This window comes from Flavobacterium sp. NLM, from assembly GCF_002210235.1.
In the GTDB taxonomy this organism is placed as follows: domain Bacteria; phylum Bacteroidota; class Bacteroidia; order Flavobacteriales; family Flavobacteriaceae; genus Flavobacterium; species Flavobacterium panici.
In genome coordinates, this window is sequence record NZ_LIAC01000006.1 from 84,282 (window position 1) to 108,455 (window position 24,174).

Genomic DNA, 24,174 nt, shown 5'->3' on the forward strand with positions numbered 1-24,174 from the left:
TTAATAGCTGTTTTTGACTCAAAAAAGTCTTAAGGTCTTTTTTTATGAATTATTGAATGCAAATATATTAATTCAGAAATATTTGATTGTTCTTAGAATTTGAAAAAGAAAGAATTTAATATTTTTTCAGCGTTTTAAACTACAGTTCTTTCTGACTTATTGAAATTTAGCCAGTTTTTTTAAAAAAAATATCTGGCTGCGTTTTTTAAGAAATTTTAAAGTCTTGCTTAAACCTTCTTTTGATTTTAAAATTTGAGTTTCTGTACAATAAATATCTGAAATACAGAGTTTAATATATGTTTTGTGAGTAAGTAAACTGAAAAAGATAAATAGATTTTTAGATGTTTTTTATCTGAATTTTGTTGTTTTTAGATCTAAGTCTCTCAGTATTACGTATATTATTTTTACATCACTTTATTGATTTTAAAGTTGTTTTTTTGTAAAAATCGTATACTTTTGCCAAAGAATTTCCGTGTAGATAACATTTTTGTGATGTATCTCTATAAAAATATTTGCCCCTAGTATTATTTATTGAATTTCAGCACGTTTAACCTATGAAGATAAGGAATATATTATTAGCACTTTTTTTAATTGTATCGAGTGTGTCGGTTACTTTTGCTGACAACACGCCGCCACCGCCGCCGCAAGCAGCTAAAACATCAGGAACAGCATCAACAACTGATGATGATGATATAACGCCTCCAGGTTTGCCAATTAATGATCATATACCGTATCTAATTGCAGCAGGATTCGTTTTAGGAATGACAATTATATACCGAAACAAAATAAAAAAAGCTTCAATTTAAATCGAAGCTTTTTTTATGCAGTAATTTTTCTTGATTATTTGTTAATCGCGTAGAGTCTTGAAATGTATTTTCCAACAACATCAAACTCTAAATTTATTTTAGTCCCTACTTTGAAATCTTTAAAATTGGTATTTTCAAAAGTATAAGGGATTATCGAAACGCTAAATTCGTTTGTTTTAGAATTTACAACAGTTAAACTGACTCCGTTTACGGTAATCGATCCTTTTTCAATTGTAATATTGTTTAAGGTTTGATCGTATTCAAAAGTATAATTCCAGCTTCCGTTTGCTTCTTCAATTTTGGTACAAGTTCCCGTTTGGTCTACGTGACCCTGAACAATATGTCCGTCAAGACGGTCGCCAAGCTTCATTCCTCTTTCTAAATTTACAATGTCATTAGCTTTCCAGTCGCCAATATTGGTTTTTAAAATCGTTTCTTCAATAGCAGTAACGGTATAATATGAATCTTTTATAGCAACAACCGTAAGGCATATTCCGTTATGCGAAACGCTCTGGTCAATTTTTAATTCGTTAGTGATCGAAGACTCAACAGTAACATGCAGATTGTTTTTGTCTTTTTGTATTTCGTGGATTCTTCCAAGGGTTTCAATAATTCCTGTAAACATTGTAGTTTTATTTTACTAAATTTGCACATCAAAATTAGTAATAAATAAGCTGAGCTCATGAATAAAAAAGCAGAAAATATAATTGTTGGAATTTCAGTTGGAGATTTAAACGGTATTGGAAGCGAAGTTATACTAAAAACATTCGAAGATTCCCGAATGTTAGAATTGTGTACACCTGTTATTTTTGCAAATGCTAAAATCCTTTCTTTCGTTAAAAAAAGTTTTACTTCGACCGTGCAGTTTCATGGTGTTGATAAATTAGAACAGGTAATTCCGGGGAAAGTAAATGTATTGAATCTTTGGAGAGAAGGAGTAGATATTAATTTAGGTACTAATAATGAAAAAATTGGTGAGTATGCAATAAAATCTTTTGTAGCGGCTACTAAAGCTTTAAAAGAAGGTTTGATTGATGTTTTAGTTACAGCGCCAATTAATAAATATAATATTCAGTCAGAAGATTTTAAATTTCCGGGACATACCGATTATCTGGATCAGGAATTAGAAGGAAATGCATTGATGATGATGGTTCAGGATAATTTAAGAGTTGGTTTGTTGACAGATCATGTGCCGTTAAATGAAGTTTCATCTCATTTAACAGAAGAATTAATTACCAGAAAAATCGAAACCATCAGAAAATCCCTTATTCAGGATTTTAGTATAGTAAAGCCAAAAATCGCAGTTTTAGGGTTAAATCCTCATAGCGGTGACGGCGGTGTTATTGGAAAAGAAGAAGATTTGATCTTAAAACCCGTTTTGAAGAAAATATTTGACAGCGGTACTATGGTTTTTGGGCCATTTTCTGCCGATGGATTTTTTGGAAGCGGCCAATATGAAAAATATGATGCTATTGTAGCAACCTATCATGATCAGGGATTGATTCCTTTTAAGACACTTTCATTTGGAAAAGGAGTTAATTATACTGCCGGATTAAATAAGGTTAGAACTTCGCCAGATCATGGCACAGCATACGATATTGCTGGAAAAGACATGGCCGATTTTAATTCGTTTAAGGAAGCAGTTTACCTTGCGCTTGATATTTTTCGCTCGCGTAATCAGTATGAGGAGATTAGCGAAAAACCTCTTAAAATAAAAGAAAAACAGTTATAAACAAAAAAAGGTGAATAAGATTATTAGATTTATAATAATTTTATATCTTTGCACCCCAATTCAGATATGTAGTTTTGTATTTGAATTAAACAAATTGATGTTGAAATGAGCAAATCAAAAGAATTTTTAATTCCTTTTATAGGGTTAAAGCTGGGAAAACACCATTTTGAGTATCAAATAAATAACACGTTCTTTAAGGACTTTGACTATGAAGAGTTTCAAAGTTCAGATATTAAAGTGAATTTGGTTTTCGATAAGAAAAGCAACATGTTAGAGTTAGAATTCAAACACAAAGGGACTGTAAATGTACCTTGTGATTTAACCGGCGAAGATTTTGATTTACCTATTAAGGGGAAAATGAAGTTAATTGTTCGTTTTGGAGATGAGTTCAATAATGATAATGAAGAATTGTTGATTTTGCCACATGGAGAACATGAATTAGATGTGTCACAATACATTTATGAAATGATTGCACTTTCGGTGCCTCAAAAAAGAATTCATCCTGGCGTTAAAGATGGAACATTACAAACCGAAGCTTTAACAAAATTGAATGAATTAAGTGTAAAAGAACAGAAGGAAGAGAGTAATAAAGAAGAAGATATTGACCCGCGTTGGGAAAAATTAAAGAAACTATTAACGGATAAATAATATAGTAAAATGGCACATCCTAAGAGAAAAACCTCGAAAACAAGAAGAGATAAGAGAAGAACACATTATAAAGCTACTGTAGCTCAAATCGCTACATGTCCTATTACAGGTGAGGCACATTTATACCACAGAGCTTACTGGCATGAAGGTAAAATGTACTACAGAGGGCAAGTTGTTATCGATAAATCTGAAGCGGTTGCTTAATACGTTTTTGTAAATTATACTGGAACTCTCACATAGTGAGAGTTTTTTTTGTTGGTTATAATTTTCGTTTTTTAAGAAAATACAGGCAAATTCGCTTCGTTTTTTTTTGTAATTTTCAAGTCTTTTAAAAATTTTTCAAATAATAATATTTGAAAGGAAATAATAGAATATAATGAATACAATCACAGCCGCAATTACCGCTGTTGGAGGCTACGTTCCAGACTTTGTACTTTCTAACAAAGTATTGGAAACAATGGTAGATACCAATGACGAATGGATTACCACTCGTACAGGAATTAAAGAAAGAAGAATTCTTAAAGATGCTGATAAAGGAACGTCGTACCTTGCCATACAAGCAGCAAAGGATTTAATAGCAAAAGCTAATATTGATCCTTTAGAAATTGATATGGTTATAATGGCAACTGCAACACCAGATATGATGGTGGCTTCTACAGGAGTTTATGTTGCAACACACATTGGAGCTACAAACGCATTCGCATACGATTTGCAGGCAGCTTGTTCAAGTTTCTTATACGGAATGTCTACTGCTGCGGCTTATGTACAATCTGGAAGATATAAAAAAGTATTATTAATTGGTGCTGATAAAATGTCGTCAATTGTAGATTATACAGACAGAGCAACTTGTATTATTTTTGGTGATGGAGCTGGAGCAGTATTGTTTGAACCAAATTATGAAGGTTTAGGTTTACAGGATGAATATTTAAGAAGTGATGGTGTAGGACGCGATTTTCTTAAAATTCCTGCCGGAGGTTCTTTGATTCCGCCAAGCGAAGAAACTGTAAAAAACAGACAGCACAATATTATGCAAGACGGAAAAACAGTTTTCAAATTTGCTGTTACTAATATGGCCGATGCAAGCGAATTGATTCTGCAAAGAAATAATTTAACAAATCAGGATGTTGACTGGTTAGTGCCGCATCAGGCTAATAAGCGTATTATTGATGCTACAGCCGGAAGATTAGAATTAGAAGAATCTAAAGTATTAGTTAATATCGAAAGATATGGAAATACTACTTCTGGAACTTTACCATTAGTATTAGCTGACTTTGAAGATAAGCTTAAAAAAGGAGATAATGTTATTTTTGCTGCATTTGGTGGTGGATTCACATGGGGATCTATTTACTTAAAATGGGCTTACGATAAAAAATAAATTAAAACTAAAAACGAATCATTATGGATTTAAAAGAAATTCAAAACCTAATCAAATTTGTAGCAAATTCGGGAGTTGCAGAAGTTAAGTTAGAAATGGATGATGTAAAAATCACTATTAGAACTACTTTAGAAGGAAATGTTACTGAGACTACTTATGTACAACAATTACCAGCTCAGGCTGCATTGCCGCAAGCTACACCGCAAGTTACAGCTCCAATAGTTGTTAATACTGCTGCTGAAACTCAGGCGCCTGCTGCTGCAGATTCTAAATATGTTACTATAAAATCTCCAATCATTGGAACATTCTATAGAAAACCATCTCCAGATAAGCCAGTTTTCACAGAAGTAGGAAGCACTATCGCAAAAGGAGATGTTCTTTGTGTAATTGAAGCAATGAAATTATTCAACGAAATCGAATCAGAAGTTTCAGGTAAAATTGTAAAAATTCTTGTTGACGATATGTCTCCAGTTGAATTTGATCAACCTTTATTCTTAGTAGATCCATCATAAATAAATTTAGATTTTAGATTTTAGATTTTAGAAGGATTCAAAAGAAAATTTTGTTAACCATCTAAAATTATCTAATTATCAAATTGTCTAATTATCTAATTAAAATAAGATGTTTAAAAAAATATTAATTGCGAATAGAGGAGAAATTGCACTTCGTGTAATTCGTACATGTAAAGAAATGGGAATCAAAACTGTAGCAGTTTACTCTACAGCCGATGCAGAAAGTCTACATGTTAAATTTGCTGACGAAGCGGTTTGTATTGGACCTCCTCCAAGTAACTTATCGTATTTAAAAATGTCAAATATTATTGCTGCTGCAGAAATTACAAATGCAGACGCAATACACCCAGGATACGGTTTCCTTTCTGAGAATGCTAAATTCTCAAAAATTTGTCAAGAGCATGGAATCAAATTTATTGGTGCGGCTCCTGAAATGATCGACAGAATGGGAGATAAAGCTTCTGCAAAAGCTACAATGAAAGCTGCAGGAGTACCTTGTGTGCCAGGTTCAGACGGATTGTTAGAATCTTTTGAACATGCACAAAAAACAGCAGCTGAAATTGGTTACCCAGTTATGATGAAAGCTACTGCTGGTGGTGGTGGAAAAGGAATGCGTGCAATCTGGAAAGAAGATGAGCTTTTAAAAGCTTGGGAAAGCGCACGTCAGGAAGCTGCTGCCGCTTTTGGAAATGACGGAATGTACATGGAGAAACTTATTGAAGAACCACGTCATATCGAAATTCAGGTTGTTGGAGATTCTTACGGAAAAGCGTGTCACCTTTCTGAAAGAGACTGCTCTGTTCAACGTCGTCACCAAAAACTTACTGAAGAAACACCTTCACCTTTCATGACAGATGACTTACGTACAAGAATGGGAGAAGCTGCTGTAAAAGCTGCTGAATTCATTAAATACGAAGGAGCTGGAACGGTAGAATTTCTTGTAGACAAACACAGAAACTTCTATTTCATGGAAATGAATACTCGTATTCAGGTTGAGCACCCAATTACTGAACAAGTAATTGATTACGATTTAATTCGTGAACAAATTATGGTTGCTGCCGGAATTCCTATTTCAGGAAAAAATTACTTACCAGAATTACACGCTATCGAATGTCGTATTAATGCTGAAGATCCTTATAACGATTTTCGTCCTTCACCAGGAAAAATTACTACGCTTCATATGCCAGGAGGACACGGAGTTCGTTTAGATACTCACGTTTACTCAGGATATAGCATTCCACCAAATTACGATTCAATGATTGCTAAGTTAATTACAACAGCGCAGTCTCGTGAAGAAGCGATCAGCAAAATGCGTAGAGCTCTTGACGAATTTGTAATCGAAGGTGTGAAAACTACAATCCCTTTCCACAGACAATTAATGGATGATCCAAAATATATTGCAGGAGATTATACAACTGCATTTATGGATACTTTCAAAATGAAACCTATTGAGGAATAATAAATAAAAAAGCTGTCGATTTTTCGACAGCTTTTTTTATAATCAATTTCAACCCGACAGTTTTTTAAACCTGTCGGGTTTGTTTTTTTTATATCCATACATTAAACCGGATTAAAATCCGCCAAATAATACTTCAAGCCGAAGGCTCATTAAAAGTTCCGAAGGAACAAATTATTTTGTAGAGCTGGACTTCAGTCCAGTTTAAGCAAAAGGATGTTATTTGTTATTGCATAAGAATATTTGATTGGTAGAAAAAAAATATTAATGTATTTGCATTGTGTTTTTCAAAATGAATAGCCCGGAATAATTTAAAGGCCCTCAATCGATGGCCTTTTATTTTTAGAAATTTCATCTATTAAACTGGACTGAAGTCCGCCCAACAATATAATTCAAACCAAAGACTCATTAAAAGTTCCGAAGGAACAAATTATTTTGTAGAGCTGGACTTCAGTCCAGTTTAAACAAAAAGATAAATGGCGAAGTATACACAAAAAGTGTATACTTTTTACACACTTCTGCCTCAAAGTATACACTTTTACACTATTTCAATTTTTGGCACATTTTAAGCAATTCCTTTATTTATAGGCTTTAAGCAGGTTTTAAGGTTGCTATTTGGTTTTCGGCACAATAGTTTCTTTATCTAAAGTGTAAACAAACTATTAACTATTTAAAATATACACATTATGAAAAATTTATTCTTATCAGCCGCGATCGTTTTAGGAGGTTTAACATCATTTGCTTCAACTTCTCCAATAACGAATTCTATTGTAAAAGCTGTTTCAGTTGCAGACGACTATGTTGAAATTAAATTAGAAGAATTACCAGCTCCAATTACTGAAGCTTTGAAAAAAGCTTATCCTGACGCAGTAATTACTAAAGCTTACAAAAATGAAAAGTCAGAATATAAATTGGATGTAACAGTGGGCGACAAAGTAGGAAATCTTTTTGCTAATGCTGACGGAACCTGGATTAAAAAATAATCCCGTGTACCGTGAAAATCCAAATTAAAAATACTAAGATTAAATTACGAATATTAAAAAATAATTATCATGAAAAATTTATTTTTATCAGCCGCAATCGTTTTGGGAGGTTTAACATCATTTGCTTCAACTTCGCCAATTACAAATACTATCGTAGAAGCAGTATCATTTCAAGATGATTATACTGAAGTGAAATTAACAGAAGTACCGGCAGCGGTAACAGATGCACTTAAAAAAGCTTATCCAGACGCAGTACTAAATAAAGCATACAAAAACAGTGCTTCTCAATACAAATTAGAAGTAACAGTTGGAGACAAAGTAGGTTCTCTTTATGCTAACGCCGATGGATCTTGGGTAAAAAAATAAAAAGCTAGCCCTAAAAAAACTATTATTATGAAAAAGCTAATATTATCGGCAGCGATCCTGTTAGGAGGGCTGTCAATGCAAGCAGGAAATACTGTTTTAACCACCACGACAGTAAATACAATAAACTACCAGGATGATTATAAAGAAGTCGACGCTGTACCAGCTGCGATTAAAAAATCACTTGATGAAGCTTATCCAGGTGTAAAATTGGACAAAGCTTATGTGAATTCGAAAAAAGAATATAAAATTGAGGTTACGGTAAGAGGCGAAAAATCAATCGTTTATACTGATGCCGCAGGAACTATTCTTAAAAAATAATAACTCTAAATCTTAAAGCATTATGAAAAAGTTAATCTTATCAGCAGCGATTATTTTAGGAGGTTTGTCTCTTCAGGCAGCAGCTCCATTACAATCAAATTCAGTAGTTAAATCGGTAAACGTTCAGGATGAATATACTGAAGTTGCTCCAGATGCCGTACCGGCAGCTGTAAAGTCTACAATTGAAAAATCGTTTGTAGGTTCTAAACTGGAAAAAGCATGGAAAAATGCTAAAGACGAGTACAAACTTGAAATTTCAAAAGAAGGTAAGAAATATACTTTTTTTACTGATGCTTCAGGAAATATCATTAAAAAATAATTAAACACAGAGCAATATGAAAAAGTTAGCCATCTCAGCAGCTATTCTTTTAGGATGCTTATCAATTCCTGCAATAGCAGAGATAACTCCAAATAAAGTAAAAACGACGGTTTCTGTTCAAACAGAATACACTGAAATTAGCACAGATGTTGTTCCGGCAGCTGTAAAGACTGCTCTGCAAACCGCTTATCCAAATGCAAAACTGGAAAAAGCGTATGTTAATGATAAAAAAGAATACAAATTAGAAATATCGGTTGGTGACCAAAAGGCTACTGTGTATTCAGATGTCAATGGCAACTGGTTGAAGATATAATTAGGTGAAATTAGATTTATGTTTTTGGTGAAAAAGAGATTGCATTGTGCAATCTCTTTTTTTTTCGCATAATTTTAAGAAATTATAACTTTAATAGTATTATTTTAGCAAAAAAGTCCCTCCAGTCACATGTCAAAGATATTAGTAATAGAAGATGATATTTCATTTTGTAAATTATTAGAGAAATTTCTAGTAAAAAACCAATACGAAGTAAGCGTCGCGTTTTCTGCATCAGAAGCCAGATCGGCAATCAAAAATGAATCTTTCGATTTGATTTTGACAGATCTTCGCTTGCCTGATTCTGACGGAATTGTACTTATGTCTGAAATCAAGAATTCACATCCTGAAATTCCGGTAATCTTGATGACGGGATATTCTGATGTAAATACGGCTGTAAAAGCAATTAAAAATGGAGCGGCCGATTATATTTCGAAACCTTTTAATCCAGATGAGGTTTTATTGGTCATTACAAATGCATTGAAAACTTCTGAAATTGAAGAAGAAAACGAAGCTCCGGTTAAACAAAAAAAATCGGTAAAGAAACCAGTTTCTGCAGAAAATGAATTTGTACGCGGCATTTCTGTTGCATCCAAAAAACTTTTAGATCATATTCAATTGGTAAGCCCAACGGATATGTCGGTTTTAATCATCGGCGAAAGCGGAACGGGAAAAGAAATTATTGCTAAAAGTATCCATCAGCAAAGTAATAGAAAAAACAACAATTTTATTGCAGTCGACTGCGGAGCCATTCCAAAAGAACTGGCAGCAAGTGAATTCTTCGGACATTTAAAAGGATCTTTTACGGGAGCAATCAGCGACAAAATGGGATATTTTGAAGCAGCAAACGGCGGAACTCTTTTTTTGGACGAAATAGGAAATCTATCATACGAAAACCAAATTCAGTTATTGCGTGCACTTCAGGAAAGAAAAATTAAACCTGTTGGAAGCAATAAAGAAATAAACGTCGATATCCGCATTATTACAGCCACAAACGAAGATTTACGCGAGGCAGTAAAAAACGGCGATTTTAGAGAAGATTTATACCATAGAATCAACGAATTCTCTATCCAGTCTCCATCTTTAAAAGACCGTGACGAAGATTTAATGGTTTTTGCCGATTATTTCCTTGAAAAAGCAAATCAACAGTTAAATAAAGATATTATTGGATTTTCTCCGGAAGTAGTTTCTATTTTCCAAAATTACAACTGGCCGGGAAATTTACGTGAACTACAAAACTGTGTAAAACGTGCCACACTTTTAACACAAGGAGATTTTATTGAAAGTGATGTTTTGCCAATTGAATTTTTTCAATCTCAGAAACAAGCAGGTTTTAGCGGCAGTTTTTCTTTATCAGATAATGAAAAAGAAGCCATAATTCAAGCGTTAAACAGAACACAGAATAATAAATCGGAAGCGGCTAAACTGCTTAAAATCACCAGAAAAACGCTTTACAATAAATTGAAGCACTACAATATCGATTAAACGATTTCTTGTTCTAAAACGGCAAAAAGCTTGTTTGTTTTTGCTTTAAGAGCTTCAAAAATATCTTTCGAATCTGCAATTTCAAGATTATTTTGTTCCAGTGTTTTTAATAGAATGCTAATATCTCGCGATTCTATTTGTCTAAACATAGGCGCAATTCGATGCGCTATAGAATTTATTTCAGGAACATTTTTTTCAGTAATAGCATTTTCTAGAAGTTCTAAATTTTCATTACTGCTTATTATAAAAGCTTTCAATACATCGTTTAAAGCATTTTGATCATTCCCTAAAAACTCTTTCAAAGTATCTAAAGTATACAATTGAGAAGAAACTGTTTCTTCAACTTCATTTATTGCAGCTTTTGGTAAAGTATCATGATCCAGAATATGCTGAATTGTTTCCAGTAATATTTTTGGTGAATACGGTTTATTTACAACCGTGGTAAAACCGGCTTCATCATAAACCGCAGCGTCTAAATCTGTTCTTCCGGTTAAGGCAATTACAGGCTGATTTTTATAAATATCTTTTTCAGAATTACGAAGACTTTTTAAAAACATAAAACCGTCCATTTCCGGCATTTGAATATCGGTAATCACAAAATCAAAATTAGTATTTTGGATCGCTTCTAAAGCTTTTACAGCATTGCTAAAAGATAAAACCTGATGTCCTTCCTGTCTTAAAACACCGCTCGTTAAATTCAGCAAATTAATATCATCGTCAATTACTACGAAAGTCTGTTTTTTCGTATTTCGTGCAATGTTTCTTTTTATTTCTTCAACCGTAATTTCGCTTTGATCCAGGATTAAAGGAATTTTTATTTCAAACGTACTTCCTTTCCCGAAGGTACTTTCCAAAGAAATTCTTCCGCCCATAAACGAAATTATCTTTTGGCAGATGGAAAGGCCTAAACCAGTTCCGCCATATTTTTTTTCGATATTTTCATTTGCCTGAGCAAACTCTTCAAAAACTAATTTTTGATTTCCTTTTTCAATTCCAATTCCGGTATCTTCGATTGTAATGATAAAAAAGTTTTCATTTTCGCTCACATATGAACTGATTTTAATATGACCTTCTTCTGTAAATTTATAAGCGTTCCCAATAATATTGGTCAAAATTTGTTTCAGTCGAAACGGATCTCCAACAACTCTTGTGTGCAATTTATCATCTACATTAATAATTAAATCAATGCTTTTTTCTTTGTAAACCGTTTGAATATTTCTTGCTGTATCTTCAATAAGTTCAGGAAGATAAAACGGAACTTTTTCTATCGTAATTTTTCCTGCTTCAATTCTCGAAAAATCCAATAAATCCTGAACCAGCTGCGTAATATATTCAGATGAATTTTTGATGTTTTTAATGAAATACGACTGTTTTGTATTAACATCAGAATTGCCCAAAAGCTCTGAATAACCCACAATCGTACTCAGAGGTGTTTTTAAATCGTGACTTACGGTCGAGATTAACTGTTCGCGGCTTTTTAATAAATTCTTGGTTTTGAAATTTGCAATTTCAAGCTGTTTCTTATAAAGCTGAGATTTCGAATAATCACTCACAATTAAAACAGAAAAGAACAAAGTCAAAATTAAACCCGCAATAGCCGAAGCCGTTACAATCTCGTTGACCTTTTTAAGTGATTTTTCTTTTAAAGAATTGTTTTTTATCGAATTGATGATAATTTCCCTTTCAATAATTCGAAGTACTTTTCGAAGCTGTTCCGAAATGGCAATTTCATTTTTCAGCAATTTATTTTCCTCAAAATTCAGTGTTTCTTTTTTCTTTTCGGCTTTTTCTTTTACGTTGCTAAGCAGTTTTTTAGAATTGGCCAAAATAGAATCAGAAGCTTTTTTACTCAACGTGTTCGTGCTGTCATCCGGAATATTCTGGTTTAAATAATCCACATATTTCTGCAGTACATTTCGCTGATAATTTCCTAATTCATTTGGGTTTTTGGTAAAATCCTGAAGTTCCAGTTTTCGAAGATTAAACTCCATTTTGGTAATTTCGTCAATAGCATTATTGACCGAAACTTCATCTTCAGCTTTGTTTTTTATCGTTTTTAATTGTCGGATATTTTCTGTTTTTTCAGACAATAAATACGTTACACTATCCAATAAAACTTTCTGATATTCTGTAGTAACAATTTGTTTTAAAGTATCAATTCTCGCTTTTAAAGAATCGGTTTCGATAAGATAACTTTTAAAATCTGTTTCAGAATTGGTTTGAATTGTTTTTCTCGCTAAACTTTCGGTCTTATAAACATTCGAAAACAATTTACTTACGCGTAAAATTTTAGTTTTTTCCTGGGCAATTTTATCTTCGAGTTTATTGTAAACCACATTTTCAGAATATAGAAACCATCCCACAGTAACCACCAAAGCAAGTAATGCAACATAGCTGAATAAAACCTTAAGTGCTGTATAACTTTTTTTGCTTTCCATAGTGTTTATTTGGCGTTTACGAAGTTTACTAAAATTACAATTCCCCGCAATTTATTTAAAATTTCCATTTAAGAAAAGTAAATGCAAATCAAATATTTACATAATTCAAAGGTTTTAAAAATAAAATGACCGCAGATTATATAAATAATGCTGCGGTTAAGTTTATTTTAATTTTATGATTTAAAGAGTTTCGTTTAACCATTTAAAGAATTCTCCCTGCCAAACCTGAGCATTTTGCGGTTTTAAAACCCAGTGATTTTCATCTGGAAAATACACAAAACGGCTTTTGATTCCTCTTAACTGCGCTGCCTGGAAAGCTTCTTGTCCTTGCCCAATTGGTACACGGAAATCTTTTCCTCCCTGGAAAATCAAAATTGGTTTATTCCAGTTTTGAACCAAAGTTGCAGGATTAAAAGTAGTATACGCTTTTTGAGCTACAGCATTATCTTTTTCCCAATAAGCACCGCCAAAATCCCAGTTGTTAAAGAAAACTTCTTCAGTTGTTCCTAACATTGAAACAGTATTGAAAACACCGTCGTGAGCAATGAAAGTTTTGAAACGGTTTTTGTGAATTCCTGCTAAATAAAATACAGAATATCCTCCGTAGCTTGCTCCAACACATCCTAAACGGCTTTTGTCAACATAGCTTTCTTTAGCAACATCATCAATTGCAGAAAGGTAATCATCCATAACTTGTCCGCCCCAGTCTTTACTAATTTGCTCGTTCCACTCAACACCATGTCCCGGCATTCCGCGACGGTTTGGCGCCACAACCACATAACCTTTTGCCGCCATTAAAGAGAAATTCCAACGGAAAGAATACGATTGTGTCAACGCACTTTGAGGTCCGCCTTGACAGAATAACAAAGTTGGATATTTTTTAGAAGCATCAAAGTTTGGAGGTAAAATAACCCAAACTAACATTTTTTTACCATCAGTTGTCGTAACGTAACGTTTTTCTGTTTTGCTTAATGCTAAAGTTTTGTACGTTTCAGTATTGATGTTTGATAATTGTTTCCAAGTATTTTTCTTCAAATTAAAAGAAAAAATCTCACCAGCATGATTCATGTCTGTTCTCGTAACTATGATATCATCTCCAGAAAAACCAACTAAATCATTTACGTCAAAATCACCGTTTGTTAACTGACGAACGTTGATCGCGATTTTAGTTAAACCCGGAAAATTAACAGAGAAAAGTTGTTTGGTTCCGTCAATTGGCGCAACAAAAAATACCGTTTTACCGTCTTTACTCCAGATAAAATTATCTACAGTTCCGTCCCAATTTGCCGTTAAGTTCGTTTTGATTCCTTTAAACTCAACAATAATGTCGTTTTTGTCCGACTCGTAACCGTCACGTTTCATTTGTAACCAAGATAAATTTCCTGTTGGAGAAAATTGCGGTGCTGTATCATAACCTAAATTATCTTCGGTTTTATTTGTCGTTTTTTGAGTCTCTAAATTGTACTCATAAATATTCGTATTTGTAGAAACTGCATAAGCCGTTCCTGCTTTTTTCTTGCACACATAAAAAATGCTTTTGCTGTCTGGTGACCAGATATAATCTTCATCACCGCCAAAAGGCTTTTGCGGAGAATCAAAAGTTTCACCTTTCAGGATGTCGGTTCCTTTTGCACCGTCTTTGTTTTCTTTATAAAAAACGTGATTAAATTTTCCTTCGTTCCAGGTATCCCAATGACGATAATCTAAACCATCATAAATTTGAGCATCAGATTTGTCTAACTTCGGATAAAAATCTTTACCTAAAACATTGTCGATTTTTACCTCTTCATTATAAACTAAATATTTTCCGTCTGGCGAAACATTTTTATCAGCTAAAACGTCTTTAGTATCTTTAATTTCAACTGCATTTCCTCCGTTTACCGGAATGGTGTAAAATTTAGAATGCGATTTGTTTTCTTCTACAGAAGGCGTTGAAACCTTAAAAACTACATTTTTTGCATCTTTAGAAATTCCAAGCGGAGTAACTCTGCCTAATTTCCATAACAATTCCGGAGACATAACATTCTGCCCGATAGCGTTTAAACTCATCATTATTAAGGTTGTTAATAATACTTTTTTCATAATAAAAATTCTATTTTTTTGTGCGCTAAAAATACAACATTTAAATACCAATCAGTTAAATTTCAAATTCCAATTTATTGTTAAAATTCCAATTATGAAATTCCAAATTCCAAAAACGCTGCCTTAAATTTTTATTCGCCACGAATTCACGAATTATTTTTTGATAATCTTTGAAAATAAAAATGCGAGGCTATTAAAAATCAATAACAAAGTTTGGAATTTGGAATTCAAAAAATTTGTAATTTAACCCAAGATTGGAATTTGGAATTTAATAAAGATATGGAACTAAGTTATTGGGAACTAAAAAACTGGTTCACAGATATTGATTATACAATTGTGGGCAGCGGCATTGTTGGCCTGCATACCGCTTTGCGCTTACGCGAAAGATTTCCTGCTGCGAAAATTTTGGTTCTCGAAAGAGGAATGCTGCCACAGGGCGCGAGTACAAAAAATGCCGGTTTTGCCTGTTTCGGAAGTCTTTCTGAAATTTTAGATGATTTAAAAACACATTCAGAAGAAGATGTTGTTGCGCTTATCGAAAAACGCTGGAAAGGTTTGCAATTACTTCGAAAAAGATTAGGAGATCAGGCAATTGATTTTAAACCTCACGGCGGATATGAATTATTTTTGAAAGAAGATGAATTTGGATTTAGTGAATGTATTTCGAAACTGCCCTTTATAAATGAAATTTTAAAACCACTTTTTAAGGCTGATGTTTTTTCTAAAGAAACAGACCGTTTTGGATTTGGAAATATTCATGATTATTTAATTTTTAATCCGTTTGAAGCGCAAATTGATACCGGAAATATGATGCAGGAATTATTGAAGCAAGCGGTTTCTGCGGATATTTTAATTCTGAATCAGCAAACCGTAACTTCTTATGCTGATGCTGGAAACCATGTTGAAGTGGTGCTGAACGATTTTAGTTTTAAAACTAATAAATTACTTTTTGCCACAAATGGTTTTGCTAATACTTTGACAAACGGAGCGGTGAAACCCGCGCGTGCTCAAGTTTTAATTACAGAACCTATTAAAAATCTGGATATAAAAGGGACTTTTCATTTAGACCGCGGTTATTATTATTTCAGAAATATTGGCGACCGAATTTTATTTGGCGGAGGCCGAAACTTAGATTTTGAAACAGAAACTACAACGGAATTTGGCCAGACAGAAATTGTTCAAAATAAATTGGAAGAGTTGCTGAAAAATGTAATTTTACCAAATCAGGATTTTCAGATTGCGCACCGTTGGAGCGGCATTATGGGAATTGGAAATAGTAAAAGTCCTGTTGTTTCTCAATTGTCTGAAAACGTGTTTTGTGGAGTGCGTTTAGGCGGAATGGGAGTAGCGATAGGCAGTTTAGTAGGAACAGAATTAGCAGATTTAATATAATGGCAGCAGCGAAGAAACCAGCACCAAAAAAAACAACAACCGCAAGTAAACCAAAACCGAAAACATCTGGAAAAAAATCAAACCGTTCTTTTGGAGAAAAGGTAAAATGGTTTTTGATTAAAACTATGTTGTGGTTTTTCGGAATTTCGATAGGATCGGTTATCTTTTTTAAATACGTTCCAGTACCATTTACACCTTTAATGCTTATTCGTGCCATCGAAAATAAAATGGACGGAAAAGAAGTTTATTTTGATCACGATTGGGAACCAATTGATAAAATCTCCATGAATTTACAAAAAGCCGTAATCGCCAGCGAAGACGGAACTTTTTTAACGCACAACGGTTTTGATTTTAAAGCATTGCAAAAAGCCTATAAAAGCAACGAACGCGGACGCCGAATTCGCGGTGGAAGTACGATTTCGCAGCAAACGGCAAAAAATGTCTTTTTATGGCAGGGAAAAAGTTATTTCCGTAAAGGTCTTGAAGCTTATTTTACTGTTTTAATTGAAATTATTTGGGGTAAAGAACGTATTATGGAAGTTTATCTAAACAGTATCGAAATGGGCGACGGTGTTTACGGCGCGTATGCAGCGACAGAACATTGGTATCGTAGAGATGCTTCGAGTTTAACGCCAATGCAGGCTGCGGGAATTGCGGCAATCTTACCAAATCCGAGGAAATTTAAAGCTACAGGTTCGTCAAGTTATATTAACAGAAGAAAAGAAAGAATTGTTCGCGAGATGCGTTACGTAGGGAAAATCAATTATAGCGGGGATGGGAAATAAAAAAGCATTTTTTGCTTTTCTGATTTTGACTTCAACGTTAACTTTTGGACAAGGAAAAACTAAAGAAATAGGTTTTATAACCGACAATGATTTATATACTTCGTCTAAAAACGACATGTATTATACCAATGGTTTGGAGATTTTTTATCGGTTTTTATCTAAGAATGAAAACGAAAAAATCAATAAAAAAATTACCGAATTCAGGATTGGGCAATATATTTATAATCCGAGATTCATTAATAAAGAAGCCGTTGAGGTAAATGACCGCCCTTTTACAGGTTATCTTTTTGCAGAGGCGGGAAGAAGCTTTTTCTATCAAAGTGAATCGGTTTTAAAAACTGATTTTCAGTTGGGATATATGGGACCGAATGCTTTTGGGGAAGAAACGCAGGAAGGTTTTCATAAACTTATTGGATATAAAACAGTTTACGGCTGGGAGAATCAGCTGCATAATGCTTTGGCGGTTCAGGCGCATGTTATGTATTCGAAGAAATTATTTCCATCGAAACATAACGATTTTATAGATCTTCATTTCCAGTCTGAAGCAAATCTGGGAACTATTTTTACAGGAGTTTCAACGGGATTTTTAACCCGTATAGGTTTTAAAAGATTGACTCCAATTTATGATTCAAATCTTCATGATGCTTCGGTAAGTGCAAATGCACAGCCAAATATTAGAGAGTTTTATTTCTATGCCATGCCAAGCGTCAATTATCAGTTTTATGATGCTACAATCGAGGGAAGTATGTTTAACGATACAAGTCCGATAACTTTCGATTTGGTTCCGCTTCGTTTCAATGCCGAGTTTGGTTTGAAATACAGACACAATAACTTCAATATGTCGTATTCTTTTATTTATCGCGGAAGGGAATTAGAAGGCGATGTTAATGATACGAATACGGGGTACTTTTTTGGGTCGATTCGAATGGGGTTTTTGTTGAGATGAGATTCTACTAAAAAGGAAAAAGTTTTTTATGGTATAAGTTAAGTTTAGATTTAATCGTGTCTTTTTTGAAGGAAAATATTTATATATTTACCGATAAAATATAAAAGTTTGCGAATGAAAATACTTATTGATACAAATATATTTCTAGATTTTTATCGTTCTAATAGTGCATCGATACATATTTTTAGCACTCTAATTGAAAATATAGATAAATTTATTTTAACGGATCAAATAATACAAGAATTTGAAAGAAGTAGAGAAGGCGTTATAAAAAGCGTACAGGAAAGATTTCAAATAGAATCTAAATTAGATAATTTTTCAAGTTCATATCTTCAGAACTTGCCCGAATTTAAAAAGTTAGTTGAGATTCAAAAACAATATAATTCACAGCAAAAGATTGTAAGTTCAAGTATTTCAGAAATTTTAAAAAACTCAGCAAAAGATCCTATTGCAAATTATTTTAAGGAATTTGTAAATGAATCTTTAAAAGAGGATAAGGTCTATTTCACTACTGATGAAATCATAAGTAAGGCAGTCAAAAGAAAAAACATTGGAAATCCTCCAACTTCAAGCAAGTTTTCATTGGGAGACGAAATTAACTGGGAAATAATTTTAGCAAATATCCATGAAGATATTATATTGGTTGGACGAGATAACACTTATATAAATAATCTCACTTTTTTGCAAAAAGATTTTCATAAACAAACAGGATATAATGTTGTAGATTTGACAGAAAGAATATCTGTAGCTTTAGAAAAGGCGGGTATTGAAATTACTGAAGCATTAATTAAGGAGGAAGATAAAGTAATTGAAGATTTAAAACATTATGATGAGTTTTGGAAATTTAAAGCTCAAGTAGAATAATTATCTTTGAAGTCGAAATCTTTACTAAATATAAACTAGTTACATACAATGGGTAAATTTGTTATTACAAAACGAACAAATGGTGAATTCCAATTTAATCTTAAAGCTGGAAATGGTCAAACGATCCTAACAAGCGAAGGTTATACTACTAAGGCTGCTTGTTTGAATGGTGTAGAATCTGTTAAAACAAATTCGCAAGATGATAATAGATTTGATAGAAGAGAATCTTCAAATGGGCGACCTTATTTTAATTTGAGAGCGTCAAATGGTCAAATTATTGGATCAAGCGAAATGTATGAAAGTGTTTCAGCTAGAGAGAATGGTATTGAATCCGTAAAAAAAAATGCTCTAGATTCAATAATTGATGATCAGGAATAATTGAACGAAATTTAATAATATAAAAAAAGCCATTCCTGAAAAGGAATGGCTTTTTTTATATTATTAAAAATAAAGAGAACTATTTCCCCTTAAATAATTTTTCTAAATATTCTACCTTATCTTTCTCAGCCTGAACCAAACGTTCATAAAGTTCCACAACTTTATCAAGCGGATTGAAATTGCATTGATGATTTTGACCAAAAGCTCCTTGACTATTACTGAAATCAGTATCATGGAAAGTATTGAAATAAGTGATCATATTTTCATCAGAAAAACTCTTTATCGCTTCTGCAGATACACCAAGTGCTTTTGCAATTTCGACAAGTTTTTCTTCGTCAATCGTTTCGCTGTTTTCAATTGTAGATATTGATTGCTGGCTCATGCCTAAAGCTTGTGCCAAAGCTTCTTGCTTCATATCGCGAAGTTCACGAATACGACTTATTTTTCGCCCGATATGATTTGGTTTTGTTGCTGTGCTCATAATTCAAAGGTATTTAAAAAACATTTACAAAATCGATTTTCAGTAAAAAACAGACTTGTTTTGGTAAAATACGATTTAGAGTTTGAAAGAAGTAAAAATACAACTTTTCATACAATTTTATTGTTTTAATATTTTGGATTATTTCGCCAGATAATCATAATCTGCTTTTGAAAGTTTGGTAGGAACGCGGAAAAAGAATTCTACATAATTTCCATATTCTTCCAAATTAAGATTTTCTTTATTGAAATAATTGGTAAGTTCTTCCAGACTGTGTTTGCTCCAATCAGTTTCCTTTTGAGCGTGTTTACCTCTGTCTTCGGTAGCATAAACCTGCGGAAAAGAAAATTCTTTTTTTACCGTTAAGGATTTTGCCGAAATACCAGCTTGCTCAAGATTAATCCAGGTATGAATATTTACATCGCCATTTACCTGAAATTCAAACGGTTTTCCGCCTAAACCTTTTCCGGTTGTAAATAAAACTTCGTCGACTGTTACATTTCCCATTACCTGCGAAAAAGTATTGGGTCTACTTGTATAATTTATGTCGAGGTTTTTAGTGTGAAGATTTCCGGTAATCAAAACTTCTTTTATTGATGCTGTTTTGCAGCTGACATTGCCTAAGATAACCGGAATAGAAAAAAGCGGAATATTTTCTTTTTCCTCTATAAATTTATAATAAACGCCCCAGCCCACATCATCATTCGGATTTAGCGCTTCTGTTGCAATATCACCTTCGTGAACACAGATAAATTGTTCGTCAAATTTATTTTTGTCTTTTGCTTTTTCGTATAGTTTCTCTAATTGATTTCCGGCAGGAAGAACAGCTTTGAGTTCTTTGTAAGTATATAATTTTAAATTGTCCTTATTAATCATCAATATAAAAGCTTTAAAAATTAATCCAAATTATCCAAATCCATTTCTTTCGCCATCTGATCCCATTTTTTGTTGAGAAAGTCTTTTGTCTGTTCTATAAACTTCGGATCTACATCTTTTAAAGTCTGCGCTTTCGGACTCAATATCGCTTTTCCATTTTCAAAATAAATATAAACATGAACAGCGTCATCTCCCCAAAAGAAAGGAAAAACAATCGCTTGGTTTTCTGTACCTTCAATCACGTATTTCTCCAAGCTTATGATAAAGGCAAACATTGGTATCATTTCTGTAAAATTCTGACTGAAAAACATCATTCCCCAATGCCATTCTTCGGTAGTTTCATCGTAATCTGAAAAAGCCATTGCTTCGGGATAATCAATCCAGCCGTCAATAACTTCTTCATTAATATCGTCGTTATAAGTACGCAGTAATTCTGGAGTCAATTCCATTTTTGAATACATTTTGCGGCTGTTCCACCAATCGATCCAGTTTTCATTTAATTCGGGTTCTTCAAGCGGGCTGTTTAAAAACTTTTCAAACTGTGGTTTTGAGATTTTTACTTTACAATATAAAGAGCTTAATTCAGACATGATTTAGATTTTGGTTTTTTACTATTTTGATTAGAAAATTAAGAATAATGGTTTAATCCCATCGACTTAAATTTCCTTCGGCACGTTCAAAAAGTTCTTCCAGAACATCTTCTAAAGTTCTTTCCGGAATTCCAGAAACGAGCAATTCAAGTAATTGATTTGCGGTATCGTCAATACTATCCTGATGGCAATATATATTGGTGAAGTTTCCGTTTTTGTCGAAAATTATATATTCGCCACTTTCATTAATATCTTCTTCTGACATTATCCAGCCAATACACTGAAAAGCTTCGTTTATTTTTTGAGTTTGTTCTTCGGTAAGAAATTCATATTCCTGAAATTCAGGTCTGTCATTTCCCCAAAAAGCAATAATCATATCGATAATTCCTGTAGAATTATTTGCAAGATCTGATCTTTCCTGAATTTGTTCCAAAAGATTTTCTGGAGAAAAAATGCTGAATATTTCATCAGATTCAATTCCGCCAACTGTTTTATAAAACGCAATTAATTCTTCTGGTAAAGGCTGCGAAAAATAAGTGCTTAAGTTTTGTATTTCTTCGTCTGAAGCTGGAGACGATTCTTTTATTTCATCATATTCAAGTTCACAGGCAGCTATGCGGTTTTTAATTTCTTTCATTGTATATATTATAATTTTTGTAGTTGGAATTTGGAATTTGGAATTTGGAATTTGGAATTTGGAATTTGGAATTTGGAATTTGGAATTTGGAATTTGGAATTTGGAATTTGGAATTTGGAATTTGGAATTTGGAATTTTTAGTTTTTAATGACGATTATCGCACTGCAGATAAATTTCTTCGTTTGATTTATCAATAATTGAAATTCCCAGACATCCAAATGATTCATACAAAAAGCCGAAAACAACTTGCGGTTTATCTTTAAAAAGTTTTCCTGTCCATTGGTTGGCATCGGGACCATCTTCATAATTAAGCGGAGCAGGAGAGGTGCCTTCGCTTTGGCTGTAAAGTTTTTCGATAATAATATCTTGAGTTTTAGAATCGGCAACTAAAAGACGTCTGGCATAAATTATTTTATGACTATCGAGATAATCTTGTAGAAAATAATTATAACTATCTGTTTTAAATAAATAGGTATTGCCTGATACTGTGTTTTTTAATAAAGTACGGTCTTCATTTTTCAATGTTTTAGACGGACAGTCTTTTTTTGCAATTTTTTTCCAGGCAATTGGCTTTAAACGTTCTTTTGAAAACGGATTTTCTTTGCCAACATACACTATAGCGTCTCTATAATATTCGCTGAAACCGTTCAAATATTTTTTATTGATTTCGAAGCCAATCATATAATCATAGTTGTGATAAGGCCAATCTTCACCAGAAGAATATCCGTTTAATAACGCAGCTGTTTTTAGATTTTTTACAGCAAAAGAAGCCAGTTTGTTTTTAGCATAATCTAATACGAAAACAGAATCATTTTCGGAGATATTGGTTTTAGATAAAAATCTTTTTCTGTAAATTTTATCAAACGTAAAATATTCAGCATTGTCTTTTCCAATTTTTTCAAGATTAGGCAAAGCAAGCGTATCTTTTTCGTCGCCAATTGGGTATATGTCCGAAAGCGAAACAAAAGCAATATCACTGCTGTCTTTTGGCATAATTGTAAATAAATTGATACTTTCTTTTCTGGGAGCTGATTCTTCTTGGATTGTGTCATTTTCTATCGCTGCAGTTTTGTCAACTGCAGGTATTTCTTTGTCTTCAATGGTTTTTTTATTGTTACAAGAAAAAAATAAGAATGCTGTCGCGGCGAGTAATGTTGGTATTTTAATATTCATAAACGTGGTATTTAAATGTGCTTTTTAGGTTTGTAATTGATCGTGATTAACGATTATAAATGTAAAAAAAGTTTTCACAAAACAAAAAGCTTTCTAATTTCACTTCAGGGGAAAAGATGTTTTTCTCTGGCTTCAAAGTGTAAAATAAAGTTCAAAAAATAATGCTTAACATTTTGATAATATGGAGTGTAGTTTAAATTTTTACTTTTAATTAAAATTTATGATTATGGAAATTAATTGGATTGTAATAGGAGTTGTAGCCGTTTTGATTATCATTTTGGTTGTATTAACAATTAGAAAAAATCAAAAGGAAAAAAAGAAACTTACTGATTTGCTGAATAATGATTTCAAAAAAGAAGAGGAAGTAGATATTAATACTGAGGATTCGGCAAATGAAAAATAAATTATAGAGAGATATAGATGCAGTTTGTCATTTCGACGAAAGGAGAAATCGCACTAGAAACTCTACAAAGATTGGCGATTACTTTGCGGAAATACGAGTGCGATTTCTCCTTTCGTCGAAATGACAAGATTGTGCTGAAAATGCTGGGGGTTTACATTAGAACTCTGAGGATTAAAATAAAAAACCTTGTAAAATTAAATTTACAAGGTTTTATTTTTCGTGGAGAATACCGGATTCGAACCGGTCACCCTCCCGATGCATCGGGATACTCTAGCCTTTTGTTTCTATTAAGCTTTCAATGTATTTGCGGCTCTTCATTTTTTTTATTTGCAACTCTCTTTTCATGGCATCGCTCCGAGTTTCAAAAGTTTCATGATATTTCAATTCCCAATCTTTTACCACTTTAGTAAATTTACTTCGGCTATTTAAATGATCTTGCAAACGTCTCTGAATATCCTGACAAGAACCAATATAATATTTGTTAAGAGTAGCTGAATAAAGAATATAAGTATAAAACATAATGGCTATAAATGAAAATACCCGAACGTTTTTGTTCGGGTATTTTTGTTGTGATAAAATTGTAAAAAAATTGTGGAGAATATCGGATTCGAACCGATCACCTCTTGCCTGCCAGGCAAGCGCTCTAGCCAAATGAGCTAATCCCCCTTGTTTTGTGGAAAATCTCCGATTCGAACTATCACCATCCCGATTTTCCATCGGGACACTTTAGCCAAATGAGCTAATCCCCCAAAGTGTTAACAAATAAAGTCAAATATTTCTCAAAAAACAAATTTTAGAACCTATCAGATAAATATTTTTCAA

At 33.0% G+C, this 24,174-nt stretch carries 28 protein-coding genes and 2 tRNA genes; 19 read left to right on the plus strand and 11 right to left on the minus strand.

Annotated features, from left to right (window positions below):
• Positions 1-554: 554 nt before the first annotated feature.
• On the plus strand, positions 555-806 hold the full coding sequence (locus APR43_RS09060; RefSeq protein WP_123924603.1) for a hypothetical protein: 252 nt from the start codon (positions 555-557) through the stop codon (positions 804-806).
• Positions 807-840: 34 nt separating this feature from the next.
• On the opposite strand, the gene APR43_RS09065 is transcribed toward APR43_RS09060, so the two are convergent.
• A complete protein-coding gene (locus APR43_RS09065; RefSeq protein ID WP_053473308.1) occupies positions 841-1,431 on the minus strand; it encodes a riboflavin synthase in 591 nt (196 codons plus the stop codon).
• A 57-nt stretch (positions 1,432-1,488) separates the two neighbouring features.
• Here APR43_RS09065 and pdxA point away from each other — a divergent pair, with 57 nt between their 5' ends.
• The 12 genes from pdxA (at position 1,489) to APR43_RS09125 (ending at position 10,310) form a co-directional block, all read left to right on the plus strand.
• Positions 1,489-2,538 (plus strand): 4-hydroxythreonine-4-phosphate dehydrogenase PdxA, encoded by a 1,050-nt coding sequence (gene pdxA / locus APR43_RS09070; protein ID WP_053473307.1) that lies wholly within the window; start codon positions 1,489-1,491, stop codon positions 2,536-2,538.
• A 105-nt stretch (positions 2,539-2,643) separates the two neighbouring features.
• The gene (locus tag APR43_RS09075; protein WP_053473306.1) at positions 2,644-3,186 is read left to right on the plus strand and encodes a YceD family protein; all 543 of its coding nucleotides are present in this window, start codon (positions 2,644-2,646) and stop codon (positions 3,184-3,186) included.
• Positions 3,187-3,195: 9 nt separating this feature from the next.
• Entirely contained in the window at positions 3,196-3,390 is a 195-nt protein-coding gene (gene rpmF / locus APR43_RS09080; RefSeq protein ID WP_008465217.1) for a 50S ribosomal protein L32, read from the plus strand.
• 172 nt (positions 3,391-3,562) lie between these two features.
• Positions 3,563-4,561, plus strand: a complete 999-nt coding sequence (locus tag APR43_RS09085) for a beta-ketoacyl-ACP synthase III (protein WP_053473305.1) — start codon at positions 3,563-3,565, stop codon at positions 4,559-4,561.
• Positions 4,562-4,584: 23 nt separating this feature from the next.
• Entirely contained in the window at positions 4,585-5,073 is a 489-nt protein-coding gene (accB, locus tag APR43_RS09090) for an acetyl-CoA carboxylase biotin carboxyl carrier protein (RefSeq protein WP_053473304.1), read from the plus strand.
• Positions 5,074-5,182: 109 nt separating this feature from the next.
• Positions 5,183-6,532 carry an acetyl-CoA carboxylase biotin carboxylase subunit gene (gene accC / locus APR43_RS09095; protein ID WP_053473303.1) on the plus strand — a complete coding sequence of 450 codons (1,350 nt, stop codon included), beginning with the start codon at positions 5,183-5,185 and terminating at the stop codon, positions 6,530-6,532.
• A 683-nt stretch (positions 6,533-7,215) separates the two neighbouring features.
• Positions 7,216-7,512, plus strand: a complete 297-nt coding sequence (locus APR43_RS09100) for a hypothetical protein (protein ID WP_053473302.1) — start codon at positions 7,216-7,218, stop codon at positions 7,510-7,512.
• A gap of 69 nt (positions 7,513-7,581) precedes the next feature.
• Positions 7,582-7,878, plus strand: a complete 297-nt coding sequence (locus APR43_RS09105) for a hypothetical protein (protein WP_053473301.1) — start codon at positions 7,582-7,584, stop codon at positions 7,876-7,878.
• A gap of 27 nt (positions 7,879-7,905) precedes the next feature.
• Positions 7,906-8,196, plus strand: coding sequence for a hypothetical protein (locus APR43_RS09110; RefSeq protein ID WP_053473300.1), 291 nt, complete (start codon positions 7,906-7,908; stop codon positions 8,194-8,196).
• Positions 8,197-8,218: 22 nt separating this feature from the next.
• Positions 8,219-8,515 (plus strand): hypothetical protein, encoded by a 297-nt coding sequence (locus APR43_RS09115; RefSeq protein ID WP_053473299.1) that lies wholly within the window; start codon positions 8,219-8,221, stop codon positions 8,513-8,515.
• A 16-nt stretch (positions 8,516-8,531) separates the two neighbouring features.
• Positions 8,532-8,828 (plus strand): hypothetical protein, encoded by a 297-nt coding sequence (locus APR43_RS09120; RefSeq protein WP_053473298.1) that lies wholly within the window; start codon positions 8,532-8,534, stop codon positions 8,826-8,828.
• A 129-nt stretch (positions 8,829-8,957) separates the two neighbouring features.
• Positions 8,958-10,310 (plus strand): sigma-54-dependent transcriptional regulator, encoded by a 1,353-nt coding sequence (locus tag APR43_RS09125; RefSeq protein WP_053473297.1) that lies wholly within the window; start codon positions 8,958-8,960, stop codon positions 10,308-10,310.
• On the opposite strand, the gene APR43_RS09130 is transcribed toward APR43_RS09125, so the two are convergent.
• On the minus strand, positions 10,307-12,748 hold the full coding sequence (locus tag APR43_RS09130; RefSeq protein WP_053473296.1) for a sensor histidine kinase: 2,442 nt from the start codon (positions 12,746-12,748) through the stop codon (positions 10,307-10,309). The two genes, APR43_RS09125 and APR43_RS09130, sit on opposite strands and share 4 nt — an antisense overlap.
• Before the next feature lie 180 nt (positions 12,749-12,928).
• Positions 12,929-14,830 carry a S9 family peptidase gene (locus tag APR43_RS09135; protein ID WP_053473295.1) on the minus strand — a complete coding sequence of 634 codons (1,902 nt, stop codon included), beginning with the start codon at positions 14,828-14,830 and terminating at the stop codon, positions 12,929-12,931.
• 279 nt (positions 14,831-15,109) lie between these two features.
• On the opposite strand from APR43_RS09135, the gene APR43_RS09140 reads away from it, so the two are divergent.
• From APR43_RS09140 to APR43_RS09160, 5 genes are all read left to right on the plus strand, one after another.
• On the plus strand, positions 15,110-16,222 hold the full coding sequence (locus tag APR43_RS09140; protein ID WP_053473447.1) for an NAD(P)/FAD-dependent oxidoreductase: 1,113 nt from the start codon (positions 15,110-15,112) through the stop codon (positions 16,220-16,222).
• A complete protein-coding gene (gene mtgA / locus APR43_RS09145; RefSeq protein WP_053473294.1) occupies positions 16,222-17,007 on the plus strand; it encodes a monofunctional biosynthetic peptidoglycan transglycosylase in 786 nt (261 codons plus the stop codon). The genes APR43_RS09140 and mtgA overlap by 1 nt, the downstream gene beginning before the upstream one ends.
• On the plus strand, positions 16,997-17,953 hold the full coding sequence (locus APR43_RS09150) for a lipid A deacylase LpxR family protein (protein WP_053473293.1): 957 nt from the start codon (positions 16,997-16,999) through the stop codon (positions 17,951-17,953). Before mtgA ends, APR43_RS09150 begins: the two co-directional genes overlap by 11 nt.
• A gap of 114 nt (positions 17,954-18,067) precedes the next feature.
• Positions 18,068-18,817, plus strand: coding sequence for a PIN-like domain-containing protein (locus APR43_RS09155; protein ID WP_053473292.1), 750 nt, complete (start codon positions 18,068-18,070; stop codon positions 18,815-18,817).
• Positions 18,818-18,865: 48 nt separating this feature from the next.
• Positions 18,866-19,195, plus strand: a complete 330-nt coding sequence (locus APR43_RS09160; protein ID WP_053473291.1) for a YegP family protein — start codon at positions 18,866-18,868, stop codon at positions 19,193-19,195.
• Between the two features lie 79 nt (positions 19,196-19,274).
• Here APR43_RS09160 and APR43_RS09165 read toward each other — a convergent pair whose 3' ends face one another.
• The 5 genes from APR43_RS09165 to APR43_RS09185 form a co-directional block, all read right to left on the minus strand.
• Positions 19,275-19,676, minus strand: coding sequence for a helix-turn-helix domain-containing protein (locus tag APR43_RS09165; protein WP_053473290.1), 402 nt, complete (start codon positions 19,674-19,676; stop codon positions 19,275-19,277).
• Positions 19,677-19,814: 138 nt separating this feature from the next.
• Positions 19,815-20,549, minus strand: a complete 735-nt coding sequence (locus tag APR43_RS09170; RefSeq protein WP_053473289.1) for a hypothetical protein — start codon at positions 20,547-20,549, stop codon at positions 19,815-19,817.
• A gap of 20 nt (positions 20,550-20,569) precedes the next feature.
• Positions 20,570-21,139: a hypothetical protein gene (locus APR43_RS09175; protein WP_053473288.1), complete on the minus strand. Its 570-nt coding sequence runs from the start codon at positions 21,137-21,139 to the stop codon at positions 20,570-20,572.
• 52 nt (positions 21,140-21,191) lie between these two features.
• A complete protein-coding gene (locus tag APR43_RS09180; protein WP_053473287.1) occupies positions 21,192-21,776 on the minus strand; it encodes an SMI1/KNR4 family protein in 585 nt (194 codons plus the stop codon).
• 144 nt (positions 21,777-21,920) lie between these two features.
• Entirely contained in the window at positions 21,921-22,949 is a 1,029-nt protein-coding gene (locus APR43_RS09185; RefSeq protein WP_053473286.1) for a hypothetical protein, read from the minus strand.
• A gap of 226 nt (positions 22,950-23,175) precedes the next feature.
• Between APR43_RS09185 and APR43_RS24440 the strand changes: the two genes are divergently transcribed.
• Entirely contained in the window at positions 23,176-23,352 is a 177-nt protein-coding gene (locus APR43_RS24440) for a hypothetical protein (protein ID WP_165590701.1), read from the plus strand.
• Positions 23,353-23,572: 220 nt separating this feature from the next.
• Here APR43_RS24440 and APR43_RS24445 read toward each other — a convergent pair.
• The 3 genes from APR43_RS24445 to APR43_RS09195 form a co-directional block, all read right to left on the minus strand.
• A tRNA-OTHER gene (locus APR43_RS24445) sits at positions 23,573-23,649 on the minus strand.
• Positions 23,623-23,871 (minus strand): GIY-YIG nuclease family protein, encoded by a 249-nt coding sequence (locus tag APR43_RS09190; protein ID WP_053473285.1) that lies wholly within the window; start codon positions 23,869-23,871, stop codon positions 23,623-23,625. Before APR43_RS09190 ends, APR43_RS24445 begins: the two co-directional genes overlap by 27 nt.
• 73 nt (positions 23,872-23,944) lie before the next feature.
• Positions 23,945-24,018 (minus strand) — tRNA-Ala (locus APR43_RS09195).
• Between the last annotated feature and the right edge of the window lie 156 nt (positions 24,019-24,174).